Origin of the sequence: Paeniglutamicibacter sulfureus, from assembly GCF_030512175.1 — a bacterium.
In the GTDB taxonomy this organism is placed as follows: domain Bacteria; phylum Actinomycetota; class Actinomycetes; order Actinomycetales; family Micrococcaceae; genus Paeniglutamicibacter; species Paeniglutamicibacter sulfureus.
Genome location: NZ_JAULBL010000002.1, coordinates 2,468,818 through 2,493,203, shown reverse-complemented (window position 1 = coordinate 2,493,203; position 24,386 = coordinate 2,468,818). Strand labels below are relative to the sequence as shown.

General features: G+C 65.6%; 22 protein-coding genes, 1 tRNA gene and 1 other RNA gene. 8 read left to right on the top strand and 16 right to left on the bottom strand.

The features are described 5' to 3' along the window. Positions 1-8 precede the first annotated feature (8 nt). The 4 genes from Q2T94_RS17985 to Q2T94_RS17970 form a co-directional block, all read right to left on the bottom strand. Positions 9-476 (bottom strand): GNAT family N-acetyltransferase, encoded by a 468-nt coding sequence (locus Q2T94_RS17985; protein WP_302266032.1) that lies wholly within the window; start codon positions 474-476, stop codon positions 9-11. Positions 477-700: 224 nt separating this feature from the next. Next, positions 701-2,302, bottom strand: a complete 1,602-nt coding sequence (locus Q2T94_RS17980) for an ABC-F family ATP-binding cassette domain-containing protein (protein ID WP_264271230.1) — start codon at positions 2,300-2,302, stop codon at positions 701-703. A gap of 186 nt (positions 2,303-2,488) precedes the next feature. Then, on the bottom strand, positions 2,489-3,754 hold the full coding sequence (locus Q2T94_RS17975) for a GTP pyrophosphokinase (protein WP_367281558.1): 1,266 nt from the start codon (positions 3,752-3,754) through the stop codon (positions 2,489-2,491). 205 nt (positions 3,755-3,959) lie between these two features. Continuing rightward, on the bottom strand, positions 3,960-4,766 hold the full coding sequence (locus Q2T94_RS17970) for a DUF2637 domain-containing protein (protein ID WP_302266031.1): 807 nt from the start codon (positions 4,764-4,766) through the stop codon (positions 3,960-3,962). Between the two features lie 480 nt (positions 4,767-5,246). On the opposite strand from Q2T94_RS17970, the gene Q2T94_RS17965 reads away from it, so the two are divergent. Continuing rightward, complete coding sequence (locus Q2T94_RS17965; protein ID WP_217388294.1) at positions 5,247-5,879, top strand: uracil-DNA glycosylase family protein; 633 nt, start codon at positions 5,247-5,249, stop codon at positions 5,877-5,879. A gap of 46 nt (positions 5,880-5,925) precedes the next feature. Continuing rightward, entirely contained in the window at positions 5,926-7,392 is a 1,467-nt protein-coding gene (locus tag Q2T94_RS17960) for a DUF2079 domain-containing protein (protein WP_302266030.1), read from the top strand. Between the two features lie 393 nt (positions 7,393-7,785). Here Q2T94_RS17960 and Q2T94_RS17955 read toward each other — a convergent pair whose 3' ends face one another. The 6 genes from Q2T94_RS17955 to mptB (Q2T94_RS17930) form a co-directional block, all read right to left on the bottom strand. Further along, on the bottom strand, positions 7,786-8,598 hold the full coding sequence (locus Q2T94_RS17955; protein ID WP_302263215.1) for an ExeA family protein: 813 nt from the start codon (positions 8,596-8,598) through the stop codon (positions 7,786-7,788). Then, positions 8,595-10,112 (bottom strand): DDE-type integrase/transposase/recombinase, encoded by a 1,518-nt coding sequence (locus tag Q2T94_RS17950; protein ID WP_302263214.1) that lies wholly within the window; start codon positions 10,110-10,112, stop codon positions 8,595-8,597. The genes Q2T94_RS17955 and Q2T94_RS17950 overlap by 4 nt, the downstream gene beginning before the upstream one ends. Before the next feature lie 86 nt (positions 10,113-10,198). Beyond that, the gene (locus Q2T94_RS17945; protein ID WP_302263213.1) at positions 10,199-10,843 is read right to left on the bottom strand and encodes a DUF6431 domain-containing protein; all 645 of its coding nucleotides are present in this window, start codon (positions 10,841-10,843) and stop codon (positions 10,199-10,201) included. A 188-nt stretch (positions 10,844-11,031) separates the two neighbouring features. Then, complete coding sequence (locus tag Q2T94_RS17940) at positions 11,032-12,357, bottom strand: glycosyltransferase family 87 protein (protein WP_264271294.1); 1,326 nt, start codon at positions 12,355-12,357, stop codon at positions 11,032-11,034. A gap of 68 nt (positions 12,358-12,425) precedes the next feature. Beyond that, positions 12,426-14,036 (bottom strand): polyprenol phosphomannose-dependent alpha 1,6 mannosyltransferase MptB, encoded by a 1,611-nt coding sequence (gene mptB, locus Q2T94_RS17935; protein WP_302266029.1) that lies wholly within the window; start codon positions 14,034-14,036, stop codon positions 12,426-12,428. Further along, positions 14,033-15,757: a polyprenol phosphomannose-dependent alpha 1,6 mannosyltransferase MptB gene (gene mptB, locus Q2T94_RS17930; RefSeq protein ID WP_302266028.1), complete on the bottom strand. Its 1,725-nt coding sequence runs from the start codon at positions 15,755-15,757 to the stop codon at positions 14,033-14,035. Before mptB (Q2T94_RS17930) ends, mptB (Q2T94_RS17935) begins: the two co-directional genes overlap by 4 nt. A gap of 258 nt (positions 15,758-16,015) precedes the next feature. Here mptB (Q2T94_RS17930) and Q2T94_RS17925 point away from each other — a divergent pair, with 258 nt between their 5' ends. The 5 genes from Q2T94_RS17925 to def all read left to right on the top strand — a co-directional run bounded on the left by Q2T94_RS17925 (position 16,016) and on the right by def (position 18,199). Further along, on the top strand, positions 16,016-16,222 hold the full coding sequence (locus Q2T94_RS17925; protein ID WP_302266027.1) for a hypothetical protein: 207 nt from the start codon (positions 16,016-16,018) through the stop codon (positions 16,220-16,222). 106 nt (positions 16,223-16,328) lie between these two features. Further along, the gene (orn, locus tag Q2T94_RS17920) at positions 16,329-16,946 is read left to right on the top strand and encodes an oligoribonuclease (RefSeq protein WP_302266026.1); all 618 of its coding nucleotides are present in this window, start codon (positions 16,329-16,331) and stop codon (positions 16,944-16,946) included. A gap of 140 nt (positions 16,947-17,086) precedes the next feature. Continuing rightward, positions 17,087-17,162: transfer RNA gene (locus tag Q2T94_RS17915), tRNA-His, on the top strand. Between the two features lie 173 nt (positions 17,163-17,335). Next, a complete protein-coding gene (locus Q2T94_RS17910; protein WP_264271223.1) occupies positions 17,336-17,554 on the top strand; it encodes a hypothetical protein in 219 nt (72 codons plus the stop codon). Between the two features lie 72 nt (positions 17,555-17,626). Next, a complete protein-coding gene (gene def / locus Q2T94_RS17905) occupies positions 17,627-18,199 on the top strand; it encodes a peptide deformylase (RefSeq protein ID WP_302266025.1) in 573 nt (190 codons plus the stop codon). 128 nt (positions 18,200-18,327) lie between these two features. Here def and Q2T94_RS17900 read toward each other — a convergent pair whose 3' ends face one another. The 5 genes from Q2T94_RS17900 to rnpB form a co-directional block, all read right to left on the bottom strand. Next, positions 18,328-19,788 carry a glyceraldehyde-3-phosphate dehydrogenase gene (locus tag Q2T94_RS17900; protein ID WP_264269654.1) on the bottom strand — a complete coding sequence of 487 codons (1,461 nt, stop codon included), beginning with the start codon at positions 19,786-19,788 and terminating at the stop codon, positions 18,328-18,330. 183 nt (positions 19,789-19,971) lie between these two features. Continuing rightward, on the bottom strand, positions 19,972-20,973 hold the full coding sequence (locus tag Q2T94_RS17895; protein ID WP_302266024.1) for an alpha/beta hydrolase family protein: 1,002 nt from the start codon (positions 20,971-20,973) through the stop codon (positions 19,972-19,974). Then, on the bottom strand, positions 20,958-21,275 hold the full coding sequence (locus tag Q2T94_RS17890) for a hypothetical protein (RefSeq protein WP_302266023.1): 318 nt from the start codon (positions 21,273-21,275) through the stop codon (positions 20,958-20,960). The genes Q2T94_RS17895 and Q2T94_RS17890 overlap by 16 nt, the downstream gene beginning before the upstream one ends. 65 nt (positions 21,276-21,340) lie before the next feature. Beyond that, positions 21,341-21,553: a hypothetical protein gene (locus tag Q2T94_RS17885; RefSeq protein WP_264269657.1), complete on the bottom strand. Its 213-nt coding sequence runs from the start codon at positions 21,551-21,553 to the stop codon at positions 21,341-21,343. A 271-nt stretch (positions 21,554-21,824) separates the two neighbouring features. Beyond that, an RNA gene (rnpB, locus tag Q2T94_RS17880) (RNase P RNA component class A) lies at positions 21,825-22,190 on the bottom strand. Positions 22,191-22,314: 124 nt separating this feature from the next. On the opposite strand from rnpB, the gene Q2T94_RS17875 reads away from it, so the two are divergent. Then, entirely contained in the window at positions 22,315-23,103 is a 789-nt protein-coding gene (locus Q2T94_RS17875; RefSeq protein ID WP_302266022.1) for a YaaA family protein, read from the top strand. A gap of 402 nt (positions 23,104-23,505) precedes the next feature. On the opposite strand, the gene Q2T94_RS17870 is transcribed toward Q2T94_RS17875, so the two are convergent. Next, positions 23,506-24,246: a zinc ribbon domain-containing protein gene (locus Q2T94_RS17870; protein WP_302266021.1), complete on the bottom strand. Its 741-nt coding sequence runs from the start codon at positions 24,244-24,246 to the stop codon at positions 23,506-23,508. Between the last annotated feature and the right edge of the window lie 140 nt (positions 24,247-24,386).

The window sequence follows — 24,386 nt, the reverse complement described above, 5'->3', positions numbered from 1 at the left end:
CGCCGGCCCTACGCGCTGAAAGACGTCGTTCCCGGGACGAAGGCCTCTGCCAACGCTGCCCATTGGATGAACACCGATTCGTCATCCACCGTGGCACCCAGGGACCCATAGGTCGCCAGGGCAGCGACATTCCCCCTTTCGGTCCCGGTCCACATACCCGTGCAACCAAGCGCCAAGGCTTCAAGTGCCAGTGCGCGCAACAGTGCGGCGGCGATCCCACGGCGCCTGTGGCTCTCCGCGACGCCCAGCTCGTAAACGAACATTTCCGGTTGCTTGTCGGGATGGCGCATGACGACGCCGGAAACGAAGCCGACGGCGGTTCCGTCGGCGGTTCTTGCCAGCAGCAACCGGTGACCCGGCATGGCCAGGAACTCCCTGGCCCCGTGCTCGCTGACCGGGAAATCGAACAGCTCGGAGGCCGCGACCAGCTCGGAAGGGTTCGTAGGGGGTCCGATAGTCCAGTCGGTGGGGTCCATGGTTCCGTCCAGTGGCGTGCAGGGGGGGTGGCAGCAGACCCGCCCGGTGGAGCGGGTCCGGTACACCGAAGCTAGCCCCTGCCCGGCTCCGCGCGCAAGGTGGGGCGGGATCGATGCGCTTCGGGCACTGTCGGCGGCATCGCTCCCCCGGCCGCGGACGTGAAAAAGCCCGCCCTCCCGATGACTGCCATTGGCAGGGGCGGGAAAGGCGGGCCGAATCCTGACTAGGCCAGGGTGACCAGTTCCAGGTAGGAATCGTTCCAGAGGTCCTCGTCGCCGTCGGGCAGCAGCACCACACGGTCCGGGTTCAACGCTGCAACCGCGCCCTCGTCGTGCGAGACCATGACCACGGCGCCGGAGAAGTTGGACAGCGCGGAGAGGATCTCGGCACGCGAGGCCGGGTCCAGGTTGTTGGTGGGCTCATCGAGCAGCAGCACGTTCGCGCTGGAGGCCACGATGGTGGCCAGGGCCAGACGGGTCTTCTCGCCGCCGGAGAGCACGCCGGCCGGCTTGGAAACGTCGTCGCCGGAGAACATGAAGGAACCCAGAATGCCGCGCACCTCCGCATCTCCCATGTGGCTAGGGGCCGCCGAGCGCATGTTTTCGAGCACCGAGCGGTCCACGTCCAGGGTGTCGTGCTCCTGGGCGAAGTAGCCGATCTTCAGGCCGTGTCCCGGGATCAGGTCGCCGGTGTCGGGGTTGGAGACCCCGGCGAGCATGCGCAGCAGCGTGGTCTTGCCGGCGCCGTTCAGGCCCAGGATGACGACCTTGGAGCCGCGGTCGATGGCGAGGGAGACATCGGTGAAGATCTCCAGCGAGCCGTAGGATTTCGACAGACCCTCGGCCATCAGCGGGGTCTTGCCGCAGGGGGCCGGATCCGGGAAGCGCAAGGCCGCGACGCGGTCGGCGACGCGGACGTCGTCCAGCCCGCCCATGAGCCGGTCCACGCGCTTGAGCATGGACTGCGCGGCCGAAGCACCCGAGGCCCGGGCCTTCATCTTGTTGGCCTGCGCGAGCAGCGTGGTGGCCTTCTTCTCGGTGTTGGCGCGCTCGCGCTTGCGGGCCCGCTCATCGGTCTCGCGCTGGGCCAGGTAGCGCTTCCAGCCCAGGTTGTAGACGTCCATGGTGGCGCGGTTGGCATCCAGGTGGATGACCTTGTTAACGGTGGCTTCAAGCAGCGAGGTGTCGTGCGAGATCACCAGCAGGCCGCCCTGGTGGTTGGCCAGGAAGCCGCGCAGCCAGGTGACGGAGTCTGCGTCGAGGTGGTTGGTGGGCTCATCGAGCAGCAGCGTCTCGGCGTCCGCGTAGAGGATCCGGGCCAATTCGACACGTCGGCGCTGGCCACCGGACAGGGTGGACAGCGGCTGGTTGAGCAAGCGGTCGGGCAGGGCCAGGTTGTTGGAGATCGCCGCGGCCTCCGACTCGGCGGCATAGCCGCCGCCGGCGATGAATTCGGCCTCGATGCGGTCGTACTGGCGCATGGCCTTGGCAGCAACGGCCTCGTCCTCCGAGGCCATGTCGTCCTGGCATTTCTTGAGCTTGCCGACGATGATGTCCAGGCCACGGGCCGAGAGGATGCGGTCGCGGGCCAGTTGCTCCATGTTGGGGGTCCGCGGGTCCTGCGGCAGGTAGCCGATGGATCCCGTGGTGGTGACGGCACCGCCGGCAGGCAACGACTCGCCGGCCAGCACGCGCGTCATCGTCGTCTTGCCGGCACCGTTTCGCCCGACGAGGCCGATCTTGTCGCCCTTGTCGATGCGGAACGAGACGCCCTCCATGAGAAGGCGTGCGCCGGCGCGCAGCTCCAGATCGGCAACGGAAATCACTGTGAGACCTTTCGGTAAAGTTTTGGGGCCCTGCTGGGCAACCTACCCAGTCTACGCGGGTGACAAGCCCTTTGGTGTGATGATGCGTTCAATCTCACGCCGGCTCCACACCGGGGGCCCGCATCCGACGCAGTTGAGCCCCCGCGACGGCACACGATGTGCGGTGCCGCCGGGGATCTGAGATGCTCAGGGCTTGGCGTTGCCCTTGGCAGGTTGCTGGTCTGCCTTGGCGCCACCGGACCTGGGCACAGCCTTCGAATCGGGCTTCGAATCGTCTGTCGCCTCGGCCTGGGATTCGTCCAACGCCGCTCGCGCCGCCGATGCAGGCAATTCGGCGGCGGGCGCCGGCACGGGAGTGTTCTGGGCCTGCTTGATCCGGTACGCGTCCATCTGCACCAGGCGGCGGCGCAGTGAATCGGCCCGGTGCGCATCCCCTCCGCTGGTGGCATCGATGTGGGTGGTTCCGAAGTGCCACAGCAGTACGTCGTCCAACAGGCGGTCGGGGCCCGGGGAGTAGCGGTGGTCAAGGGCCGCACGCACCGAGGTGATCACGTTGGGTTGGAGCAGCGCGGCAAATTCGCGGGTGCGGGCGAGTCCGTGGGCGGCGAGCAGTTCCGCGGCCCACCCCCAGTCGTCATCGGACTTCCTGTCCACGTGCGGCAGCAGCGTCTGCCAGATGAACTGGATGCGCGCCGCTCCCAGCGGCACTGCTCCCTCGCCCTGGGCATCCCAGAAGCCGGTGACGGTCTCGAAGCGTTCGTGCAACTCGGAGAACTGGTCTTCCACCGCCTCGAGCATCGCGGCGGTGGCGGTGAACTGCCGGTCAATGTGCGGACTCCAGGCGCGCGGCTCGGCGTTCTTGAAGCGGATGTCGTGCTCGATCTCGCTCCACGCGTGGGAAAGGATCGTGCGGATCTGCACCTCGAAGACGAAGTTTCCGGTGATCTTGGTGTCCCCGCCGAGCCTCGCCTGGAAGTCGCGCACGACCTCCTCTCCGCGGGTCTTGAGGATCAGGTGGCGGGACGAATAGCCGTAGGTTCCCGATTCCACCGAGCCGATGTCCTTCTCCCGGTCGGAGCGGCAGTCGAAGTCGGAGCGGCGGCGCTTGATCAGGTTCGCCGCTTCGCGGATCTCATGCGGCAGCTTCACGATCACCCGCACTCCCACCAGGTCGTGGATCTCGCGCAGCGGGCTGGGGAACTCCAGCGCGGGGGTTTCCCCCTCCTCCCCCACCAACATGCGGGAGGCCTTGTCACGGAAGGACTCGACGGTCTTGACCCGGCTGACGACGAACAACGGGGTGTTCTCGGTTTCTTCAAAGAGGGACTCGATGCGGGTGCGCATGGCCTCGGCGACATGTTCCAGCATCGGGCGGGCAGCGGCATACCGTTCAACGCTGCCCCGAACCTGGTCGCGCAACGAATCATCAAGGGTTTCCCAGGGGGTGCCCACACGTGCCTCCTACAAAAAACGGCTGGTCGGGGGTGCTCACGGATCAGCTTATCAACTGCCGCTTCCCGTCATTTGTGGCGGCGCGGCAGCGGTCCCAAAGTTTGTCCCTCTTGCGGGAGGGCATGGAAAAGCCCGCGGCCCGTTGAGGCGGGGGACAAATCCCTGGAACAACGGTCCGCGGGCTTCAGCGGGTGGGCGCAGGTGCCTAGTTCTTGGCATCCAGCGATTGGGCAACCTCGTCGTAGAGCGGCGAGGGGCCGTTGGCATCCATGGCCTGGGCCTTGCCCGAAGGGAAAGCCTGGGCTGCGTTGGAAGCAGCGGCGGCCGGGTTCTTCGCTCCGGCGGACGGGGCCGCGGCCGGTTTTGCGCCCGGGGCGCTCTTGCCGGCGTCGGCACGGCCCTCGGCCCGGGCCCGTGCGGTGGCTTCGGCCAGCTGCTCCTTGGCCGCAACCAGGCGTTCGGCCTCGGCTGCCTGTGCATCGCTCATGGCAGCCTGGAAGCCGTCGTCGTAGGCCAGCCCGTATTTCTCGGCCTCGACAGCCTCCTCGTCGTATGACGCAATGGCGCGACGCTCGGCGGCTTCTGCCTTCTTCTGGTACATGTGCACTGTGAGGTGGGTGATCGCCAGCAGGACGACCGGCGGCATGGCCGCCACCAGCGCGGAAACCACCGGCGGGATGTCGGACTGCATGGCGCCGACGGTCAGGATTGCGTGCACGGAGTTCGCTGCCGTGGAGACGAAGGCGCCGAAGAAGAGCAGCGTCCACGGGTAGATCATGGCGCGGCGGTCGTGGCCGTTAAGCGCAACGATGGCCACCGTGGAGGCCACGATCATGCCGTCAACGATGACCGGCCAGATCCAGGCCAGGTTTTCGTCGATGCCCGAGCGCTGGGCAAGGTCGGTCAGGGCGGCAAAGGACAATACGAATGCGCCGACGGCAATCACGACGGTCGCAGCCACCGCGGTGCGCAAGACGGCCTTGTGCGGCTCGTTCGGGATCTTTTCATTCATTTGGCTGGATGCCTCAATCGATCGTGGGTCTGGTGATGCGCTAACGGTGGCCCTCCGGGCATGCCACGGCATGTTCCCCCCGGTGGCCGACCACGGTCAATCCTATGTGCTTGCACCCGCGCCGTCCGACCGCGCAGCCCCGGGTCCGGCCCGCGGGGAAGCACGCGGTCAAGGCGGCGGGCCATGAAGAAAGCACCAAGTAAGCCCACCGATTGTGTGCCCCGATGCGGGATCTGTGCCAATCATCACCCTCGGCTCGTGGCGGCCGAGCCTGCCCAAACGGCCCGCGAGCGGCTATTGTTAAGCGTGGATCAACCCTGCGTTCACCTTGGGGCATGACAGCCACCGGAACCACTTCGATCCCACTCCCCCCGCTCTAGCAGCATTGACATGGTTATGGACGTGCGTCGCCCCTTGGATGACGCGCGCCCGCAACGACGCCCCATGTCTCCGTACCACCAGCAGGAGAACCTCACCTTCATGACAGCCATTGCCCCGGACCACGTCGAACACTCCCTCATGGAACGCCGCTACGAGGAGCAGATCGAACCCGTCAACCGTCTTCTGGACGAGACCCGCGCGCTTCGACCCGCCACCTCCGTTTCCTACGTGGATCCGATGCACAACATCGAGGAGGCGCGGATCATCTCGCTGTACTCCAACATCGGTGTGGCCCATGAGAGCGGATTCATCGACGCCGGCTCGCAGGAAGCCGCCACGCGCATGCTGGGCATGCAATGGCAGCTGGGGCTGCGTCCCGAGTACATCCTGCCGTGGAACGTGCACCCGTGGCACACCCCGGGCGAGGCCAACGGCAAGTTCACCCCGCCGCAGATCACCTCGGGCCTCAAGCCGCTGCTGCGTCTGCTCAAGGTCGTGCCGCGCGCATCGGTCCTGATCGCCCACGGCACCGAGGCGCACCGCCTCTCCGAGCAATTGGTCAAGACCCAGAACCCGCTGCTGTGGCGTCGCGGATTCAAGACCTACAAGGTCAAGTCGCTGGACGGGCGCGCCTTTGCCGGCTCCCCGGAGCGCCAGCAAGCCCACCTTGAGGAAATCTACGCGGCCTACGCCGACGCGATGGCCCGCACCGGTCTGGCTCCCGCCAAGTAACACCATCGAATCGTCCACGCAGCGACTTGCGGATAAACTCGAGTCCATGCCCAACAACACCCCCGCTCCCGTGAGCCGCGCCCAGAAACTGCAACTGGGAACGGCAATGGTCCTCGCGGGGGTGTTGTACGTTGCACACTCTTTCCTGCGTTTTGCCAACTTCGAATCCCGCGGCTACGACCTGGGCATCTTCGACCAGGCCGCCCGGCAATACGCCATGTTCAAGGCACCGATCGTGCCGATCAAGGGCGTGGACTTCAACCTGCTGGGCGACCACTTCCACCCGATCCTGGCGCTGCTGGCACCGTTCTACTGGATCTGGAACGACCCGCGGATGCTGGGCATCGTCCTGACGCTGCTGCTCATTTCCACCGCGATCCCCGTCTACCTGTTCACCAGGCCGCGCTTCGGGCACCTCGGCGCCCTGCTCACCGCCTCGGCGATGCTGCTGTGGTGGCCGTTCCAGGCGATCGTGAACTGGGAATTCCACGAGGTCGCGTTCGGCGTGCCGGTCATGGCGTGGATCATCTGGGCCTTCGACCGCACCCGCCACTGGCTGGTTGTGGGCCTGTCCGCCGTGCTGCTGCTGGTGCGCGAGGACATGGGCATCACCATCGTGGCCATCGGCATCGTCATGCTCTTCCACAAGCAGTGGGCCAAGGCCGCGCTGCTGGCGGCCGCGGGCCTGGGCGGCTACGTGGCTGTCACCAGCTACCTGATTCCGCTCTTCTCCCCCGCCGGTGAATTCACCTACTGGCAGTACACCGCCCTGGGCGCCAGCGCCGGGGCGGCGATCCTCTTCCTGCTGACCCACCCGTTCCAGTCGATCGCCATCCTGTTCGACCACGAGCTCAAGGTCGCGCTGTGGCTGCTGAGCTTCCTGCCGCTGGCCCTGTTGCCGCTGGCCTCCCCGTACGTCATCCTGGGTGCGCCGATGCTGCTGAGCCGGCTGTTCAACGACCGCCTGAACACCTGGGCTCCGGTGTACCAATACGACGCGATCATGGCCCCGATCCTCATCCTCTCCGCCGTGCACGTGCTGGGCAAGCTCATGGAGCGCTTCGGCTGGAAAAAAATCCGGGTCATTGCACCGGCCTGGCTGCTGGCTTTCGCGCTGGTCGGCACGTTGTTCTTCCATTCGGTGTTCCCGTTGGGCCGCACGCTCACCGGCGCAAACTGGGCACCCGGCACACTGGTCGCCGCCAAGGAACGGGCCGTGGCGATGATCCCCGACGGCGTGTGCGTCGAGGCAGCCGACACGCTGGTGCCGCACCTGACCACCCGCACCTATGTGGGCATGCACGGGGACATCGGCACCGAGCTCTCCAACTGGATGATCATCGACTTCAACGAGCAGGAACTCGGCGGCTGGGATCCACTGAGCCCGCCGCAGGCACTGGAACGCGCGCACGCCCTGGGATTCGAGGAAGTGGCTCCTCTCGACGAAGGGCTGCTGGTGTTGCACCGCGACATCCCCGTGGCGGCTGTCTGCTCGGAGTACCTGGGTCGCTAGCGACAGTTTAAGCCAGGGACTTCCAACGGGGGCCGCACCGGACCGGTGCGGCCCCTGCGCGCTTTCCGGGCCGGTGCCCACCACTTCCCCACGATATACGGGTCGTGGGAAAAGTCCCCCCGGAATGCAGGCCCTGCTGCCGGCCGCCCGCCCGGGTACGCAAAAGCGGGATGGGAGCCAGGTTGTCCTGGATCCCATCCCGCCGGTTCAGCGTGGGGTCAGACCGGGATTACGCCGGCCGGTTGCCGGGCATCATGTTGACCGTCGCGTTGTTTGACGATCTTCGCGTCACCGGGTTTGACGACGAGCCGCCCATGGAAATGCCCTGCCGAGGGGTTTCGGCAGGGCATTCGTTGTCTTGCTGACGGCGTGGTCGTCGTCGGTGCCGGGCTCCTATTCGCTGTTTTCGGTGATCGCGGATTGCGCCGCGGCCTGGTCGACGATGGTCTTGTTGCCGGCGTAGGTGGCGATCAACGCGGAGACGGCGAGGTTGTTCACCGCTCGCGGGTAACCCCGGGAGGCCTGGTGGATGGCGGTAACGGCATCCTCGGAGAACAGCGTGTCCGATCTGCCCGCAAAACCGAGATGCGCTTTGATATAGCTGGCTGTGTCGGCAAGGTTCATGCCGGTGAGGGTGAAACGGGTGCCGATGCGCTGGTCCAGCGCGGCCAGGACGGCCATCTTCAGGCGCCTGCGCAGCGTGGGTTGCCCAATGAGCAGCAATGCGAAGTGGGACCCGGTATCAAGGGCCGTGTTGGTGAGCATGCGCAGGGATTCCAGCTCGGTGTTGCTCAAAAGGTGCGCCTCGTCGATGACCACGACCGGCAGGCGGGAACGCTCGTCCAGCTCCCCGGCCAGCAGTGCCGCGGTTTGGGTGGCCAGTACCCCGGAATAGAAGGATGGCTGGCCGCCCAGGGCCGAAACGATGGTGGCATGGATGCCGCGCATGGTGATGGTCGGGTCCGGAAGATAGATGACCTGGTGGCGGGAGGCCTCGAGCCCGGCCAGTGCCGCGCGCACCGCGACGGTTTTCCCGGCACCGACCTCCCCGGTGATCACACCCATTTGGCGTTGGCCGATGCACCAGTGGATCCGGGCGATCGCCTCGCGGTGCCCGGGGTGCGGATGCAGCGCCTGGGGCGGGATGTCCGCGCTGAAGGGCATGCGGGAAAAACCGTAATGGCTTTGCAGTGACGTGATGCTCACGGCGTGTTCTCCTGGCGGTGGTGCGCTTTGGCGGTGTCGGTGTTTCTGGACGGGGTGGCGAGTTTCTCGAAGCTGATCGGAGCCCCGCTCATGGTGTGTTTGTGTTGGTCCTCGAGCAGGCGCAGGTAATCGATACCGGTGGAAACGTTTTGGGCTCCGGCGTCCCGGTCGGCGGCCGCATTCTTGGCCTTCGGGTGCACGTGCCGACGAATCTGAAGCAGGGTCGCGGTTCCGGCCGGGACTCCCAGGTGGGAGTGCACGGCGATGGGGGCGGCCAGGTCGAAGGGATCATAGATGAGTTCGACCCGGGTTCCTGCCAGCACCGGGTCCACCTGGTAGGTGTTGCCCAGCAGGGAGATCGTGGCAGTCTTGGTGACCTTACGTTTCTCGGACCAGAGGAATGCCTCACTGACCTGGTCCGGGGATTTGCGTACCGGGGTGCGTTTGACCCAGCTGGCATCCCAGCGCTCAAGCGGTGTTTGCCCGGTGGTGGAGTGGATGGTGCGGTGATAGAGAACCTGCACCCAGGAGGTGAAGAGCGCGTTCAGTTCTTGCAGGGTGGAGATCTCCGATCCCTGCCCGGTGCCCGGAAGCGAGGGCTGGTTGGTGACGGTGATTTCACCCAGGAATTGCTGGGTCACGGTATTGAAGAACCGCTCAATTTTGCCCCTTCCCTGCGGGCGGTAGGGGGCCGAATGAACCAACCTGATCCCCAGCTTCGCCGTGACCCGCTGAAGTGCCTTGTCAGCAAAGGCACTGCCGTTGTCGACATAGACCTGACGTGGTATTCCGTGGGTTTGCAGGGCCGGACGCAGCACCGCGGCCAGGCGGACGGTGTCCTCGGCGAAGGCCCACCGGGAGGCGACCACCATCCGGGAATGGTCATCGAGGAACGCGAACAAATAGGTTTTGCGTCCCTCGATCCGCGGCCCATGCAGGGCATCTCCCACCCAGATTTCGTTGGATTCCTCGGTTTCGAAGCGGCCGGTGGCGGCCCCGGGAACGCCGGTGGAAATGTCCAGGGACCGGAAGTGGCGCAGCAGCGTCGTTTCCGAGGGTGCATCGCCCAGCGTGGTGGCGATGATCCTTTTGATTTGGGCGGCAGTGCGGTGAGGCTTCTCCCGCTTCAAGGTCTCGGCCAGCAGCAGCACCCGGGGCTCGGTGATCGGGCCTTGGGCGCGTTGGGTTGGCTTCAACCCGTCAAAGCCGTCCTTCTTCCAGGCCTTGATCCAGCGATCGATACTTTCCCGGGAGAACCGCTTGGTGCCCCCGAAAGGCCAGGGATGGTATTGGATGGCCAGTGCGCGCACCATGACACCTCGGGCCTTGGCACCGAGCTGGTCATCGGCTGCTTCCCGGATGAGCTGGTAGCGGAACAGGGCGATCTGCTCGGCGCGTTCGCTGCGTTTCACCGGTCCTTTCACCGGAGCCGAGGACGGTGCCGGTGTTGCCGGTGGAGGGTCGGCTGCAACGAAGGTTTCCGGACGCTGTTCCGGGATCAGGGCAAGTGGCATCAAGGCGGTGTCCTTTCAGGGAAACGGTATTTATCGGCACCACCTGCACCGGGGCGCAGGTCATGCTTGTTGCCCACTTTCGCCCATCAACACCCCGCCCTATCAGGGCCAATTGGTGTTGCAAGCCTTTTCACCCACCAGGTGCCGCTGAACACCCACGGCCCGGCGCTGGCCAACGCGGCAGCATGCCAAGGAACCGCACTGGCTTCCGGGACCGCAAAACGCTCGCCCACCACCCGGGCATAGGCCAACAGAACCCCCAAGGCCTGGGCAAGAATTCCACGGGCGGACTGCGGCCAGAGCGACGCGGCATCCGACGCGTCCCGGAGCAGCAGAGACCGAAACCAAGAACACAGGGACGCGGCGGAAGAGCCGAAAGACCGCAGCCAACCACGCACCGTGCTCACCGGCCGGCCCACCCGATCCGCGATGGAGCGGTGGCCGAGCCCCTCGAGGGCCTTGGCTTCGATGGCTGCGGCGATCACCAAAGCCTCATCAGCCTTCCGTGCCGCCAGAACAACCGGCAACAGCACATGAGTCATCCGGCATCCGGTGCACCGGGCCCGCAACGGGCAAAACACCGACACGGACGGCCCCGCGGTTCCCATGCGGATCCGTCGTTCCCGTGCATGGCCCCACGGACGCAATGCCCCGGCGCATTCGGGGCATGAAAGGAGGCCGCCACGCAGATCAGATTCGACAGCGGCGGGCGCATAACTTACCGTGATCATTAGCGCGACTCTTTCGCGTTAGAACGACCCGGCGCAGCCTTCGAAATCTGGCGCTGGGTCGTTTGCCTTAAGTTTGGTTATCGTCAGCTTGCCGCCGCCAATAACCGAAGATCAAGACCTACAAGTCGAAACCTTGCATCGGCACCGAACTCGACGGCTCATCCCCAAACAACGCGACGCTCAACACATCATCGGCTGTTCGCGGTCTTGCTCCCCAGCACGAACCTGTCCTCAAGCCCTTCCAGCGGCCCTGCCAGCGGATCGTCGAGACCCTCGGTGCGCACCACGTCGCGCTCGGGGTTCCGGATGTCGCCGATGATCTTGACGCAAAGGTAGACGAGCATGCCCATGTGCGCGACGATGCCCAGGCCGTAGAGGATCTCGATCGTCCAGGAATCCCCGAAGTACTTCAGCCCGGAGACCCACTTGGCGCTCCAGAGCCACACGAAGATCCAGTGGAACACCTCGATGCCCTGCCACACCAGGAACTCGCGCCACTTGGGCCGTGCCAGCACGTAGAGCGGGATCAGCCACATCACGAACTGCGGAGAGTAGACCTTGCCCAGCAGCAGGAACGCGGCGACGATCAGGAACGCGAGCTGGGCCAGGCGCGGGCGGCGCGTGGCGGTGAGCCCCAGCCAGGCGATGCCCAGGCAGGCCAGCCCGAAGAGGCCGTTGGACAAGTAGGACATCGTCGAGCCGTCCATCCCGGTCCAGACGAAGGCGAGCCACATCGAGGAGTTGCCTGCCGGGCGGTCCCCGGAGAAGGTGTAGAAGCGGGACCACTCGTCGAACGCGGTGAGCATGAACGGGACGTTGACGGCCAGCCAGGCCACCGCTCCGGAGGCCAGGGACACCCAGAAGTGGCGCATCCGCCCAGTGCGCAGGCACAGCACCAGGATCGCCCCAAAGAGGAAGAACGGGTACAACTTGGCCGCTGCGCCCAGGCCCAGCAACACCCCGGCCAACACAATGTGCTTCCGGGAAAAGGCCAGCAGCCCCGTCATCGCCAGCATCACCGCCAACAGGTCCCAGTTCAGCTGGGACGTGAGGATGATCCCGGGGGCCAGCGCCACCATGATCGCGTCCCGGCTGCGGTGCCGCGCCGCGTAGGCGACGGCCACCACGACGACCGCCCAGCAGATGAAGGACACCGCGGAATTGACGTCGAAATAGGCCAGCTGGCGCTCGGGCGAGAAGCCGATGCCGGGGATCACCAGCGCGGTGAGTCCGGCGAGGATGGCCAGCAGGACCGGGTATTCCAGCGCCTGCTCGGCCGGCAGCCCGGTGAAGTACGGGAAGAGCTTGTCGGCCATCCCCCGGGTGCCGAAGAGTTGGGTGAAGTCCGAGTAGCACAGGTGCAGGTGCTGTTCCGCGTCGGGCCACCCGTTGCTCCTGCACCACTGCTTGGTCAGCACGGCGATGGACGCGCCGATTGCGGTCAGCACCAGCAGCCCGATGATGATCGGGCGCGTGGCCTCACGGGCGTTGAACAGGTTCTTGACCGGTTGCATCACGATCCGGTTGCCTCATTTCTAGGGGTCTTCGGGATTTTGGAGGGGGTTTTGCGGGGACGAAGGGGCTATTTCTTGCCCGGCAGCAGCGGCCGGCGGCGGTCCGCGCCGAAGATCGCCGCGGTCTTGGGGTCGATGAACACCAGGTAGCCCATGTAGGCCAGGCAGATGGCCGCGGCGAAGAGCCGCACCCAGAGCAGGGAGAACCACTGGCCGATGGACAGCTGGTCCACCACCCCGGAGAGCAGCACCAGCAGGCACAGGATGTACAGGGCGCGTTCCCAATTCACCGGGTAGCGCCTGCTCAGGGCGAAGAACGGGATCAGCCAGAGCAGGTACCAAGGCTGGATGATGGGCGCGAGCACGACCGCAGCGCCCAGCCCGTAGCCGGCGTAGAGCAGCGGCGGCCCGGCCGGGCGGCGGACCGCCAGCCAGAACACGATGGCCAGGGAGGCAAGCCGGAAGACCGAGAACACGATGCCGGCAATGAAGTCCAGGTCCCCGCCCGCCAGCGAGCCCAGCCAGCCGACGAGCATGCCCAGCAGCCCGACCGGGGCGTAGGGGAAGGCCGCGGATCCGGCGCCTGCCATCGCCGGGATCCACCCGAACCAGAGCCCGGAGGCCGCGCCCAGCAGTGCCATCACCGCGGTTGCAACGGCCCCGGTGTACACCCAGGCGCGGATCTTGCTCCCCATTCGTGCGTTGCGCGCCACCATCGCCAGGCCCAGGAAGGGCAGGACCAGAACCACGATGGGCTTGATGGCGATGGCCGCGGCGGCCGCCAGGATGCCGGCCAGGTGGCGCTTGCGGGCCACCAGCACGAAGCCCAGCAAGGTGGCGCCGATCATCAGCCCGTCATTGTGCACCCCGCCGACCATGTTCAGCAGGAACAGCGGGTTGGCCACGGAGATCCACAGCGGCCATGCCGCATCCCGGCCGGTGAGCCTGGCCAGGGCCACCACCGCCCAGGCGCACAACGCGACCCCGGCCACCGCCACCAGGCGCATGAGCATGACCCCGTATTCGGGCACGCCGCCGGAGACGAAATAGACAAACCGCGCGTACATCAGGAAGAGCGGACCGTAGGGCGAGGTGGATTCGGCCCACAGGGAGTCGGAGCCCTGCGCGAACCAGCCCGGCAGCTGGGAGACCCAGTCGGTGTAGGGCGAGAGGCCTGCATGCATGAGCCTCCCCTGGCCCAGGTAGGAGTAGACGTCCTTGGAGAGGATCGGGAAGGAAAAGAGCAGCGGGATCGACCACACCCAAATGGACTTGGCGATCGAGGCCACCGGGTCGGTGCCCGGTTCTCCGGCGCGCTGGCGAAGCCGCAGCCACGCGCGGAAGAGCAGCATCGAGCCCAAAGCCAGCAGCAGCGTGCAGATGATGACCCCGAGCATCTCAACGCGCAGCGGAAGCAGGAACTTGGAGCGGGCCAGCAGGGATTCCTGCGAGCTCGGGATCCAGCCCACGCCCCAGGACCCGGCCATCACCATGATCGATGCCAGCAGGCCCTGGGCGATGGCGATGTCCGGGGAGTTCTCCCCGCCGCCGGTCAGCCGGCCCAGCAAGGGGATGCGGGAACCGCGCTGACGCAACGCCTCGAGGGCGCGGGTGGTGCCGGCGAAGCGTCGGCCGGCTCGAAGGTCGGGGAAATCCGGGATCCCGGCGGGGTTGCTCACGGGTTGGGCACCTCGGGATCCTCGCGCGGCCCGGGACCGTTCGCCGTGGCGCCGGGACTCCTGCGCCCGGTGCGCAGCGGCCCGGCGCCTCCGCCCAACCGGGTCGGCAGCGTCGCGACAAAGAGCTTCCGGGTCCGCGGGTCCACGAACGCCAGGTACGCCATCGCGGCCCAGGAAATCCCGGTGGACAGGTGCTTGACCCACGGGTCCAGGTCGGAGAGGAACTGCCAGATGAACAGCTGGTCCGCGGCGCCAAAGGCGATGAAGAAGGCGGTGGTGACATAGACCCACAACAGCTGCCAGTCGTCGCGGATGCCGGTGATGGCGAAGAAGGGCAGCAGCCACAGGATGTACCAGGGCTGGATGATTGGAGAGAGCACCACGAGCGCGGAGAAGGCCAGGGCCATGCGCTGGATCAGGTGCGAGGACTTGCCCTTGAAGATCAGCAGCAGGACCAGCCCCACGGAGGCGAGCCGGCCGATGAGCTTCAGTGCCGGCAGCAGCCAGTCGCTGGGCACGCCCATGGTCGACAGCGCCCCGGAGAGCAGGGCGTTGAGCGCGCCCACGGGGGCGAAGATGACGGCACCGGTGCCGGTGCCCAGCATGACCTTGAGCCAGCCGAAGCCGTAGCCGTTGGCCCAACCGATGACGGCCATGATCACGAAGACAAGCAGCAGCGTATAGGCCCAGTAGCGGATTTTCTTCCACCATCCGGCGTCGGGACCCGCCCACAGCAGGCCAATGAAAGGCAACAGGACCAGGGTGATGGGCTTGACGCCGATGGATGCGGCAATGAGCACCACGCCGAGCACGCCCCGGCGGGTGGCCGCGTAGTAGGTGCCGGCCAGGGCCAGGCCGATCATCAGCGAGTCGTTGTGCGCGCTGGCGACGAAGCTGATCAGGAACAGCGGGTTGGCCACCGAGATCCACGTGGCCTTGGCACCGGAGACCTTGTGCAGCGCCGCGATCTTGGGCACGTAGACCATGCACAGGATCACCCCGGTGAATGCGACCAGGCGGAAGATCAACACCGAGAGGTCCGGGCTCGTGCCCACCAGCTGGTTCACCCAGAACTCCACGTTCAGGTAGAGGGGGCCGTAGGGCGTTTCGTCCTCGGCCCAGGTGATGTCGGCGCCGAGTTGGAACCAGTTGTTCATGGTGGAGATGCCATCGACGTATGGGTCCTGGCCCGCGGCCACCAGTCGTCCCTGGCCAATGTAGGCGAAGACGTCGCGGGAGAAGATGGGCAGCGCCATCAACATCGGGACGCTCCAGGCCCACACGGCCTTCTTCACGGTTCGCAGCGAGCCCTCCGGCCAGCCGGCCAGCTGCTGGCCCAGCCGCAGCCAGGCGCGGAACAGGATCCAACACCCCAGGGTCAGCACCACGGTTCCGGCAACCACGCCCCAGTAGTCGGTGCGGATCGCGATCAGCAGCGGGTAGCGGTTCAGCGGGGAGACACTGGCGAGCCAGCCGACACCGAAGGATCCCAGCATGATCATGATCGAGCCGATGGTGCCTTGGATCAGCGGGGACAGGTGCGGCCCGCGACCCGCCTGGCTAGTGGTCCCGGCGGAGGATCGCACCGCTTTCATCTGCGCCCCGCTCCTGATTCGTCGTACCTTGGCTGGATCCACCAGGTGTGTTTTCGGCTTGCGCACCGGCTGTCCGGTCGCGTCGCGGCGGCGCCCACGGGCGCTAAAGTCCGCGTAAAAAATCAAGTCCGATCCTAGCATCGCCCGCTGGGTTTGACCCGGAAGCGGGCCCCGGTGCGCGCGAGGTCACATTGTTCGGTCGGACCGGACCGGTAGGCGCATCCACGGGCGCGTCGGCGGGTGCAGGCCAGGGCAAGTGCGGCGCCCTGCCGCCGGCACCTGCCACCGGCTGAGCACCGGGCGTGGCTAACGGGTTGGTGCGCGCGGATGGTGCATAGGCTGGGGGTCGGAACATTGATCGATCACAGAAGTGAGGCAACACCCGTGGGCAGGCGTGCAAAGAGTGTCGGCAGTGCGGTGCGCAACCATTCCCTGCTGGGCTGGGGTGCGTTCCTTTCGGTCCTGCTGGGGGTTGCTTCCCCGTTGTTGGGGATGAGCACCGTCGCCTCGATCGCCTTGGCCGGCACCCTGCTGGTCGTCTTCGTGATGCTGTGGCTACTGAGCGCCACGGGCAGCTCCGCCAGGCACTGAACATCGCAACTTGGTGGACGCGGCTGCCAGGGGGGCGCTTCGGATCCGCTCCCCCCGCTGGCCGCACCGCGGTCCGCCCGCGAAGGAATCGGGTAAATTGGGGTCCGTGCCTATATCAGCTGAAAAAATTGTGTGGATCGACTGCGAGATGACGGGCCTGAGCCTGGAACATGACGCGTTGATCGAAGTTGCGGTCCTGGTGACGGACGCCGAGCTCAACATCCTGGGTGACGGGGTCGACGTGGTGATCAGGCCCCCCGCCGCCGCCCTGGAGCAAATGGGCGACTTCGTGCGCAACATGCATACTGCCAGCGGGCTGATCACCGAGCTGGACGCCGGCCTGGAGATGGACGCGGCTCAAAAGCTGGTCATGGACTACATCCGTTCCCACGCCCCGGAGGCCAACAAGGCACTGCTTGCGGGAAACTCCGTGGGCACCGACAAGAACTTCCTGTCCCGGGACATGCCCGAGGTCACCGAACACCTGCACTACCGGATCCTGGACGTGTCCACGATCAAGGAGCTGGCCCGCCGCTGGTACCCGCGCGCGTTCTTCCAGGCACCAGCCAAGACCGGCAACCACCGGGCCTTGGGCGACATCCGGGACTCCATCGAGGAATTGAAGTACTACCGGGCCACCGTCATGGTCCCAGCTCCGGGGCCGGATTCGGCGTCGGCGAAGGCCGCAGCGGCCCGGATCATCGCGCAAAGACCGGCTGATTAGGAACTGTGGTGCACAACACATGCCAAAGGGCGGCTTTCGAGTTGGCACTCAACCTCAAAGTATGTGTAAGATAGTTCTCGTTGCCCAGCAGTTCGGAAGAGATTCCGACCGGCAGGGCAGCTAGCCTCAGGGCGAACTTGGTGGGTATAGCTCAGTCGGCAGAGCGTCTGGTTGTGGTCCAGAAGGTCGCGGGTTCAATCCCCGTTACTCACCCCAATGAAGCCGCTCCGGAAATTTCCGGAGCGGCTTTTGTCATTCCACCACACTTCACGTCGTCGCACGGCAGAGAGGGCCGGACCAGCAGATGGAACGCAGGATCTTCGGTGAAGACCACGGTCACGTCCGCGAGATCGCCACCGGCCACCTGGACCGGGAGAGGGGAACGCCGGATGCCCCGCTCTCCGTGGGAGGTCGCGGGCAGCCCCGGTGTAGCTCCGTTCCCCCCAGAAGGCCACGTCGATCAGCGCCCAGGCACCGCAAGCGGTGGCCACATCGTGGAGACCCCGGTCGCGCAGGCGCTCCTGGCCGCGCAGCTGCCGACAGTCGTCGGAATCACCAGCAAGCACAGGCCTGAAGGCATCTGCACCTCGCTGCTCGCCCACGCCTGAAGCCCATCGTCCCGGGGGCCGCCCCCGCCCCTCCCCCCCTACCCGATCCCCCTGAAAGCCCTAGGAGAAGCCTTGAGTATTCGTCCGGTCACCATTTACGGCGAGCCCGTGCTGCACACGCGCGCGCAGGAAGTCACCGAGTTCAACGACGAATTGCGCGAACTCATCACCGACATGTACGACACCATGGATGCGGCCAACGGCGTGGGCCTGGCTGCCCCGCAGATCGGCGTGGGCCTGCGCATCTTCACCTACGCGTACGAGAACGATGACGGCGCTCCGTCCCGCGGCGTGGTGGTCAACCCGCGCCTGACCCTCTCAAAGGTCTCGCAGGCCAACCCGGATCCGGAAGAAGAGATCGAGGGGTGCCTCTCGGCCCCCGCGCTGAACTTCCCGCTCAAGCGCGCCGATTACGCCCGGGTCGAGGGATTTGACGGCGACGGGAACGCGATCTCCTTCGAGGCTACGGACTGGTTCGCCCGCATCATGCAGCATGAATACGACCACCTTGACGGCTACCTCTACGTCGACAAGCTCAACGACAAGTGGGCGCGGCGCTGGAAGAAGGCCAAGAAGTCACTGGGCTGGGGCGTGCCCAACCTGACGTGGATGCCGGGAACCGACGAGGATCCCTTCGGCCACTGAGACAAACCCGTTCCCGCATCCCCTCGCCGGGGAGCCATGGATGCGGGCACCATGCAAGAAGCGGGCGCTGCCTTCCGGTTATCCGGAAGGCAGCGCCCGCTTCTATTCCCCGATTGGGGAAGGACCAGCTAGACCGCTGCAGGCTCGGTCACGGCCATGGCCGGAACCGCCAGCGGGTGCGTGCCGGCCATGGTTTCAAGGACGCGGACCACTTGGCAGGAGTAACCGAACTCGTTGTCGTACCAGACGTAGACAACGGCGTTCTTGCCGGTGGCGATGGTTGCCAGGCCGTCGACGATGCCGGCGCGGCGCGAGCCGACGAAGTCGGAGGAGACGACCTCGGGTGAATCGATGAAGTCGATCTGCTTGTGCAGCTCGGCTCCCAGGGATGCCTCGCGCAGGTAGGTGTTGAGCTCTTCCTTGGTCGTCTCCGTCTCAAGGTTGAGGTTCAGGATCGCCATCGAGACATCGGGGGTGGGAACGCGGATGGCGTTGCCAGTCAGCTTACCCTCGAGCTCCGGAAGGGCCTTGGCCACGGCCTTGGCTGCACCGGTCTCGGTGATGACCATGTTCAGCGCCGCCGAACGGCCGCGACGCTCGCCCTTGTGGAAGTTGTCAATGAGGTTCTGGTCGTTGGTGAACGAGTGGACCGTCTCGACGTGGCCGTGGATGACGCCGAAGCGGTCGTTCAGGGCCTTGAGCACCGGGGTGATCGCATTGGTGGTGCACGATGCGGCGGTGACGATCTTGTCCTCGGCGGTGATGTCCTTGTGGTTGATGCCGTGGACGATGTTCTTCAGGTTGCCCTTGCCCGGTGCGGTCAGCAGTACGCGGGAAACGCCTTTGGCCTGCAGGTGCTGGGAGAGGCCTGCCTCGTCGCGCCAGCGACCGGTGTTGTCCACCACGATGGCGTTGTCGATGCCGAATTCGGTGTAGTCGACGGTGGTCGGGTCATTCGAGTAGATGACCTGGATCAGGGTTCCGTTGGCGAGGATGGTGTTGTTCTCCTCATCCACGGTGATCGAGCCGTCGAACGGACCGTGGACGGAGTCGCGGCGCAGCAGCGAGGCGCGCTTGACGATGTCGTCGTCCGAGCCCTTGCGGACAACGATGGCGCGCAGGCGCAACCCGTAGCCGCCGCGTTCGATGAGGATGCGGGCCAGCAGACGGCCGATGCGGCCAAAACCGTAGAGGACCACGTCGGTGGGCTCGGCGTCGGTGGCGCCGGACTTGCCGACCTTCTCGCCCAGTTCCTCGGTGAGGAAAGCGGTGAGATCGGTGGAGCCGGATTCGGTGAACTTCTTGTTCAGGCGTCCCAGATCGATGGCGACGGCCCCGAGGTCCAGCGTTTCGATGGCCTGCAGCAGCGGCATGGTCTGCTCAAGGGGCAGCTCCTCGCCTTCGATGCGGCGGACCACGCGGTGTGCCTTGAGGATGTTGATGGCCGACTGGTTGATCAGCTTGCGGCCATAAATGGAGGTCACCACGTTGTTGTTGCGGTACAGGCGCCCGATCAACGGGATCATGGCCTCGGCGAGCTCTTCGCGCCCGCTCCATTCCTGTAGGGCTTCGACAGACTGCTGGGTCACTGAAAATCCTTCCAAATCAGCCGGCTGGCGATCCTCAAGCCGGTTGTTACCGTAAAAGCACCTTTGCAGAAACGGTTGTTCAGGGGGTAGCAGGATCATTCCCCCGTGGAGCACTAGGGCCCGAAACCATTCTAGTATGCCTGCGCGGAGATCCACGGTGCGGGTCGGTGAGGTCTCTCACACCTACTGGCTCTTCGGGGTCTCGGACGCCGGGGTGCGTCCTGGGCTCCGGTACGGAGTCGCCTTCGTGGCCCATGGATCAACGCCGTGCTCGAGCCAAACCAAGGTCTGCTGCCAGAACGTGGACTTGTGCATGTCGTGAAAAAGCCCGAAGTGCCCGATGCCCTTCTGGCCGTAGGCTCCCGGTTCCAGGAAACGTGTGGTGGACGGCGCGTGCGGTGTGTAGGCCAGGGTGCGGGCGATCGCCGGCGCGGAGGCGTACGGGTCGTCGGTGGTGGCGACCGCGAGGATGGGTGCCTGTAATCCACGTTGGGAGGCGCGGAGTCTATTGCGCAAGGCGGGCGGTGCATTCAACGTGAAGTCCTTGCGGCCGCGTGCCCAGTCCAGTGCGACTCCCCGGGGCAGGTCCTCGAGCCATCCGCTGCGCTTGCCCGGGAAGAATCCGCTGGCCAATGTCAACATCGGCATGACCAGGTGCCATCGGGCGATGAATCGTGCGCGGTGGCCCGTCGCGTAGTCACGCCAGTGTGCATGCTGCGCACCGACGGTCAGGATGCGGGTGAGGTGGCGGGATTCGGGCGCAAGCCCGACGCCGAACCCGCCAAAGCTGTGGCCCACGAAGTGCAGGGGCAGATGCACGTGGTGGTTCCGGGCCCAGCCGAGGACCGCATCGATGTCATAAAGGCCCCAGTCATGCCATCGCGCCCGGAATCCGCGCAGCGACACGGGTGCGGAGGCGCCGATCCCGCGGTAGTCGAAGGTGATGGCGCTGAAGCCGTGCTCCGCCAGAAAGGCGGCGTAGCGGCGGTAGTATCGCGCCGTCACGCCGGTAGCGCAGGCAATGACCACGATGCCCTTGACCGGAACCGTGTCCGAGGTGTCGGGGGCCCGTCCGTTCGGTTCAAATACGTGTCCGTACAGGATCTGCCCGTCGCTGCACGAGACTTCGATGGGGGTGGCCGGCGGCGCGATTCGTTTATCGCTTTGTACTATCGCGGGGTCCATGGTTCCTGTGGCGAATCATCGGAACCGTCGGCCGCCTCATGCGGGTGGCCGGGTGGTTGGTGCGGGAAACCTGCAAGGGGGTCCTTGTCCTGGCCTTGGGCCGACTCAAGGACCTGGCGTTTTTGTTCCTCCCGTGCCTGTTGGGCGGCCATGCCGGAGGGTTGGTAGAAGGCGTTCAGGGCATCGAAAAAGCCCGAGGCTCCGTCACCCCCGCCTTCGGTGGGAAAGGTGAACTTGGAGGCAGCCCACAGCAAACCGATGCACAGCACCGGTATCCCGATCAGCCAGAATAGCCACTCCATGCCTTGAGTCTAATGCTGTGGCAGGGGTGCCGGGGCGAGGCGTGTGCTCCGGCCCCCTGGGGTGTTCAGGCGACAAGTACGGTATCTGCCGACACCGGCGATTTCCGGATCTCGTCCAGACCTTCCACCTGGGCGGCTTCGGCCACCTTGGCCATCGGGATGTCGTGTTCCAGGGCGGCCGCCACGATGGCGTCGAGCGCTTCGATTCGTTCGTTCAGGAGAATGCGGGCGGAGGCCACGTCTTCTGCGGCGGCACGAATCAAGTCCAGTTGATGCACGGTGTTGTCCTTTCGTACGCGTCGAGTTTTGCAGGAGACAGTCTAGTCAGGCGTCGTCCGCTGCTCAACCGAAACTTGCAGGTTGTGGATGCCCTGGGTTCGGCGCCTGTGCGTGGAAGTGGTCCGGGTAGCAGGCTGCACGAGGGCCGGCAGCGTGGCGGTCGCCCTCGGGTTGGTCAAATGCGTGCGCGCGGCCGATCCTTGATGCCAAGCTCGGTGCAGTTGTTGAGCCTGACTTCCCACGGGTCGCCCGGGAGGCACGGGATTGTGGTGGACGGGATGGCCGATACGCCGGGTTTTGTGCCGCGGTCGGTTACCCGAATCGCGGTGACGATCATCTATCTAGGAGTGCCGTTGCCGACACCCTCAAGCGGTCCACCCGACTACATTGAGCGAACAACCCAGTAGTCTGTCTGACCTTGCTCCGGGTGGGGTTTACCGAGCCGCTCCGGTCACCCGGAGCGCTGGTGGTCTCTTACACCACCGTTTCACCCTTACCCGCACAAGTGCGGGCGGTCTATTTTCTGTGGCACTGGCCTGCGGGTTACCCCGAGTGGGCGTTACCCACCACCCTGTTCTGTGGAGCCCGGACGTTCCTCGGGCCACTTGCGTGGCACGCGATCGTCTGGCCATCCCGTCCAGCATTCAAGTCTAGTCGCTTTTGCACTGCTCTCCGCACCAGACAGGCGGCAAACTGCCATCTGGTGGTTGGCTGCGTAGTCGAATCAGGAATTCGGGTGCCGGAAGACTAGGCTTGACCGGTGTTGATTTTGCTTCCGCCCTCCGAGGGCAAAGAACCCGCCGGCGATGGCGACCCCTTTGATGCCGATGCCCTTCAGTTCCCGGAGCTGAAGCCGCATCGCCACCAGCTGTTGGCTGCCCTGGCCGAGGTTTCGCGTGCCGACGACGCGCTCGAGGTGCTCGGCGTGGGCAAGTCGCTGGTCGCCGAAGTCACGCGGAACATCGAATTGCACACGGAACCCGCGGCTGCCGCACACACCGTATACACCGGCGTGCTTTTTGAGGCGCTGGGCTATGAACGACTGGAAGCCGCGGCGCGTGAGCGAGCTGATGCGAGCATCCTGGTGATCTCCGCGCTCTGGGGAGCCGTGGGTTTTGCCGACCGGATCCCGGCGTACAGGTTGTCCATGTCGGTGAAGCTGCCCGAGATCGGCAAGCTTGCCGGTTGGTGGAAGCCGAAGCTGACGCCGGTCCTCAACGCGCGGGCCGGCGACGACTTGGTTGTTGATTGCCGTTCCAGCACTTATGCCGCGGCGTGGGTGCCGCCGGCTTCAAACTCCGTGAGCGTCTCGGTGTTCCAGTTGCGCGGGGGCGTGCGCAAGGTTGTTTCGCACTTCGCCAAGCACACCCGTGGCGAACTGGCATCGCATCTGCTCACCCGAGGGGCCGAGGTCGCGACGCCTACGGAATTGCTGGAGGCCGCACGCGAACGCTGGGAAGCCGAGCTGGTGCCCGGCACCTCACGCAAGGCGCACCAGCTGAACATCATCCTGCCGGAGGACCACGCCTTCAAGGCCGTCGGAAACTAGCTTGCGCGATTGGAACTTGCCGCGTCGGGTTCGGCGATGTCGGGTCCATGGGTACCCGGCATATCGGCAACCAGCTCCATTTCAAACCTGGCCGAATCCTTCAGATAGGACGCGTAGCGTGCCGGGCCACCCGCATACGGGTGTGCCTCGGCAAAGAGCAAAACAAAGCCGCTGGACTGGGCCTGCCACGTGAGTGCGTCGACCCTTCGGCGCGATCCGACTGAGCGGGCCAGGTGGTTGACGCCTGGTGCCTTCCTTCAGAATCCCAAGCCGTGTAACCAAGTTCCTCGAACAGTCAGCCGAGAGTGCCCCGGAACGCGGCCATGTCGCGGACCCGGATCTGCGTGTGATGCAGCCGCCCGGAACGCGGCGCACTTTCACGGACATGGGCCGCGGGGTGGACTACGCTCCCCATTCTTCGCTGCGCACCAAGATGGCTCCGGTGTCGGGGCAGAAGACCAGCTCGTCGGCCGGCGCAGCCTTGATTTCCCCCAGGTCGCCCGCGGACAGAGCAATGCCGCTGGCCTCGGAGGTGCCGTGGAAAAGGCGGGCCGCGCCGATGCCGTTGCGGGTGCGCAGCCTTTCGTAGATGGTGATAAGAGTTTCATCGAAGGTGGCCACCAGCGTGGCGCGGGCGTCCCTGCATTCGGCAAGCTGGTCCTGCAGCGCGGCAAGGGCGGCATCGCGGCGCGCCAGGTGCTTCGCGTGCTCGCTGGCCAGGGTGGCGGTATGGGCCTGCGCCTGCGCGGCCCGCTCCTGTACGTTCTCGAGAGCCGACATGAGCTCAAGCTCGGTGTCTTCAAGGTCGTTTCGACGGACGGTGAGCGAGTCGATTTCGTGGGACAGCGCCATCAGGTCTTGGTGCGTACCGGCACCGACATCGATGCGCTTCTGGTCCTTGCCGATGTGGGCCACGACTTTTTCCACGGCCAGCTCGGATTCCTTGAGTGCTGCTGCTGCGGCGTCGACCTCGATCTGCACCTCGTCCTGTGCGGCTCGGGCCTCCTCGAGGGCAACCTGGGCCGCGGCAAGTTGTGCATCAGCGGTGGCCTCGGCGATCTGGCGGGTGAGCTTGGTGGCCTGCGAATCGAGCGCTGCCACGTCCAAGAGTCGAAGCTGTTCCGCCGGTGCTGCCTTTGCCATGGTGTCCTCCGCTGTGCGCGCCGTGGCGCTGCCGTTCCTGGTATGCCTGGGCAATCAGTGATCGCCTAGGCACAACCCTAGTCAGTCGGGGAACTTCGTGGTGATTGTGACCCGCCGGAATCTGTCGATGGCGTGGCTGG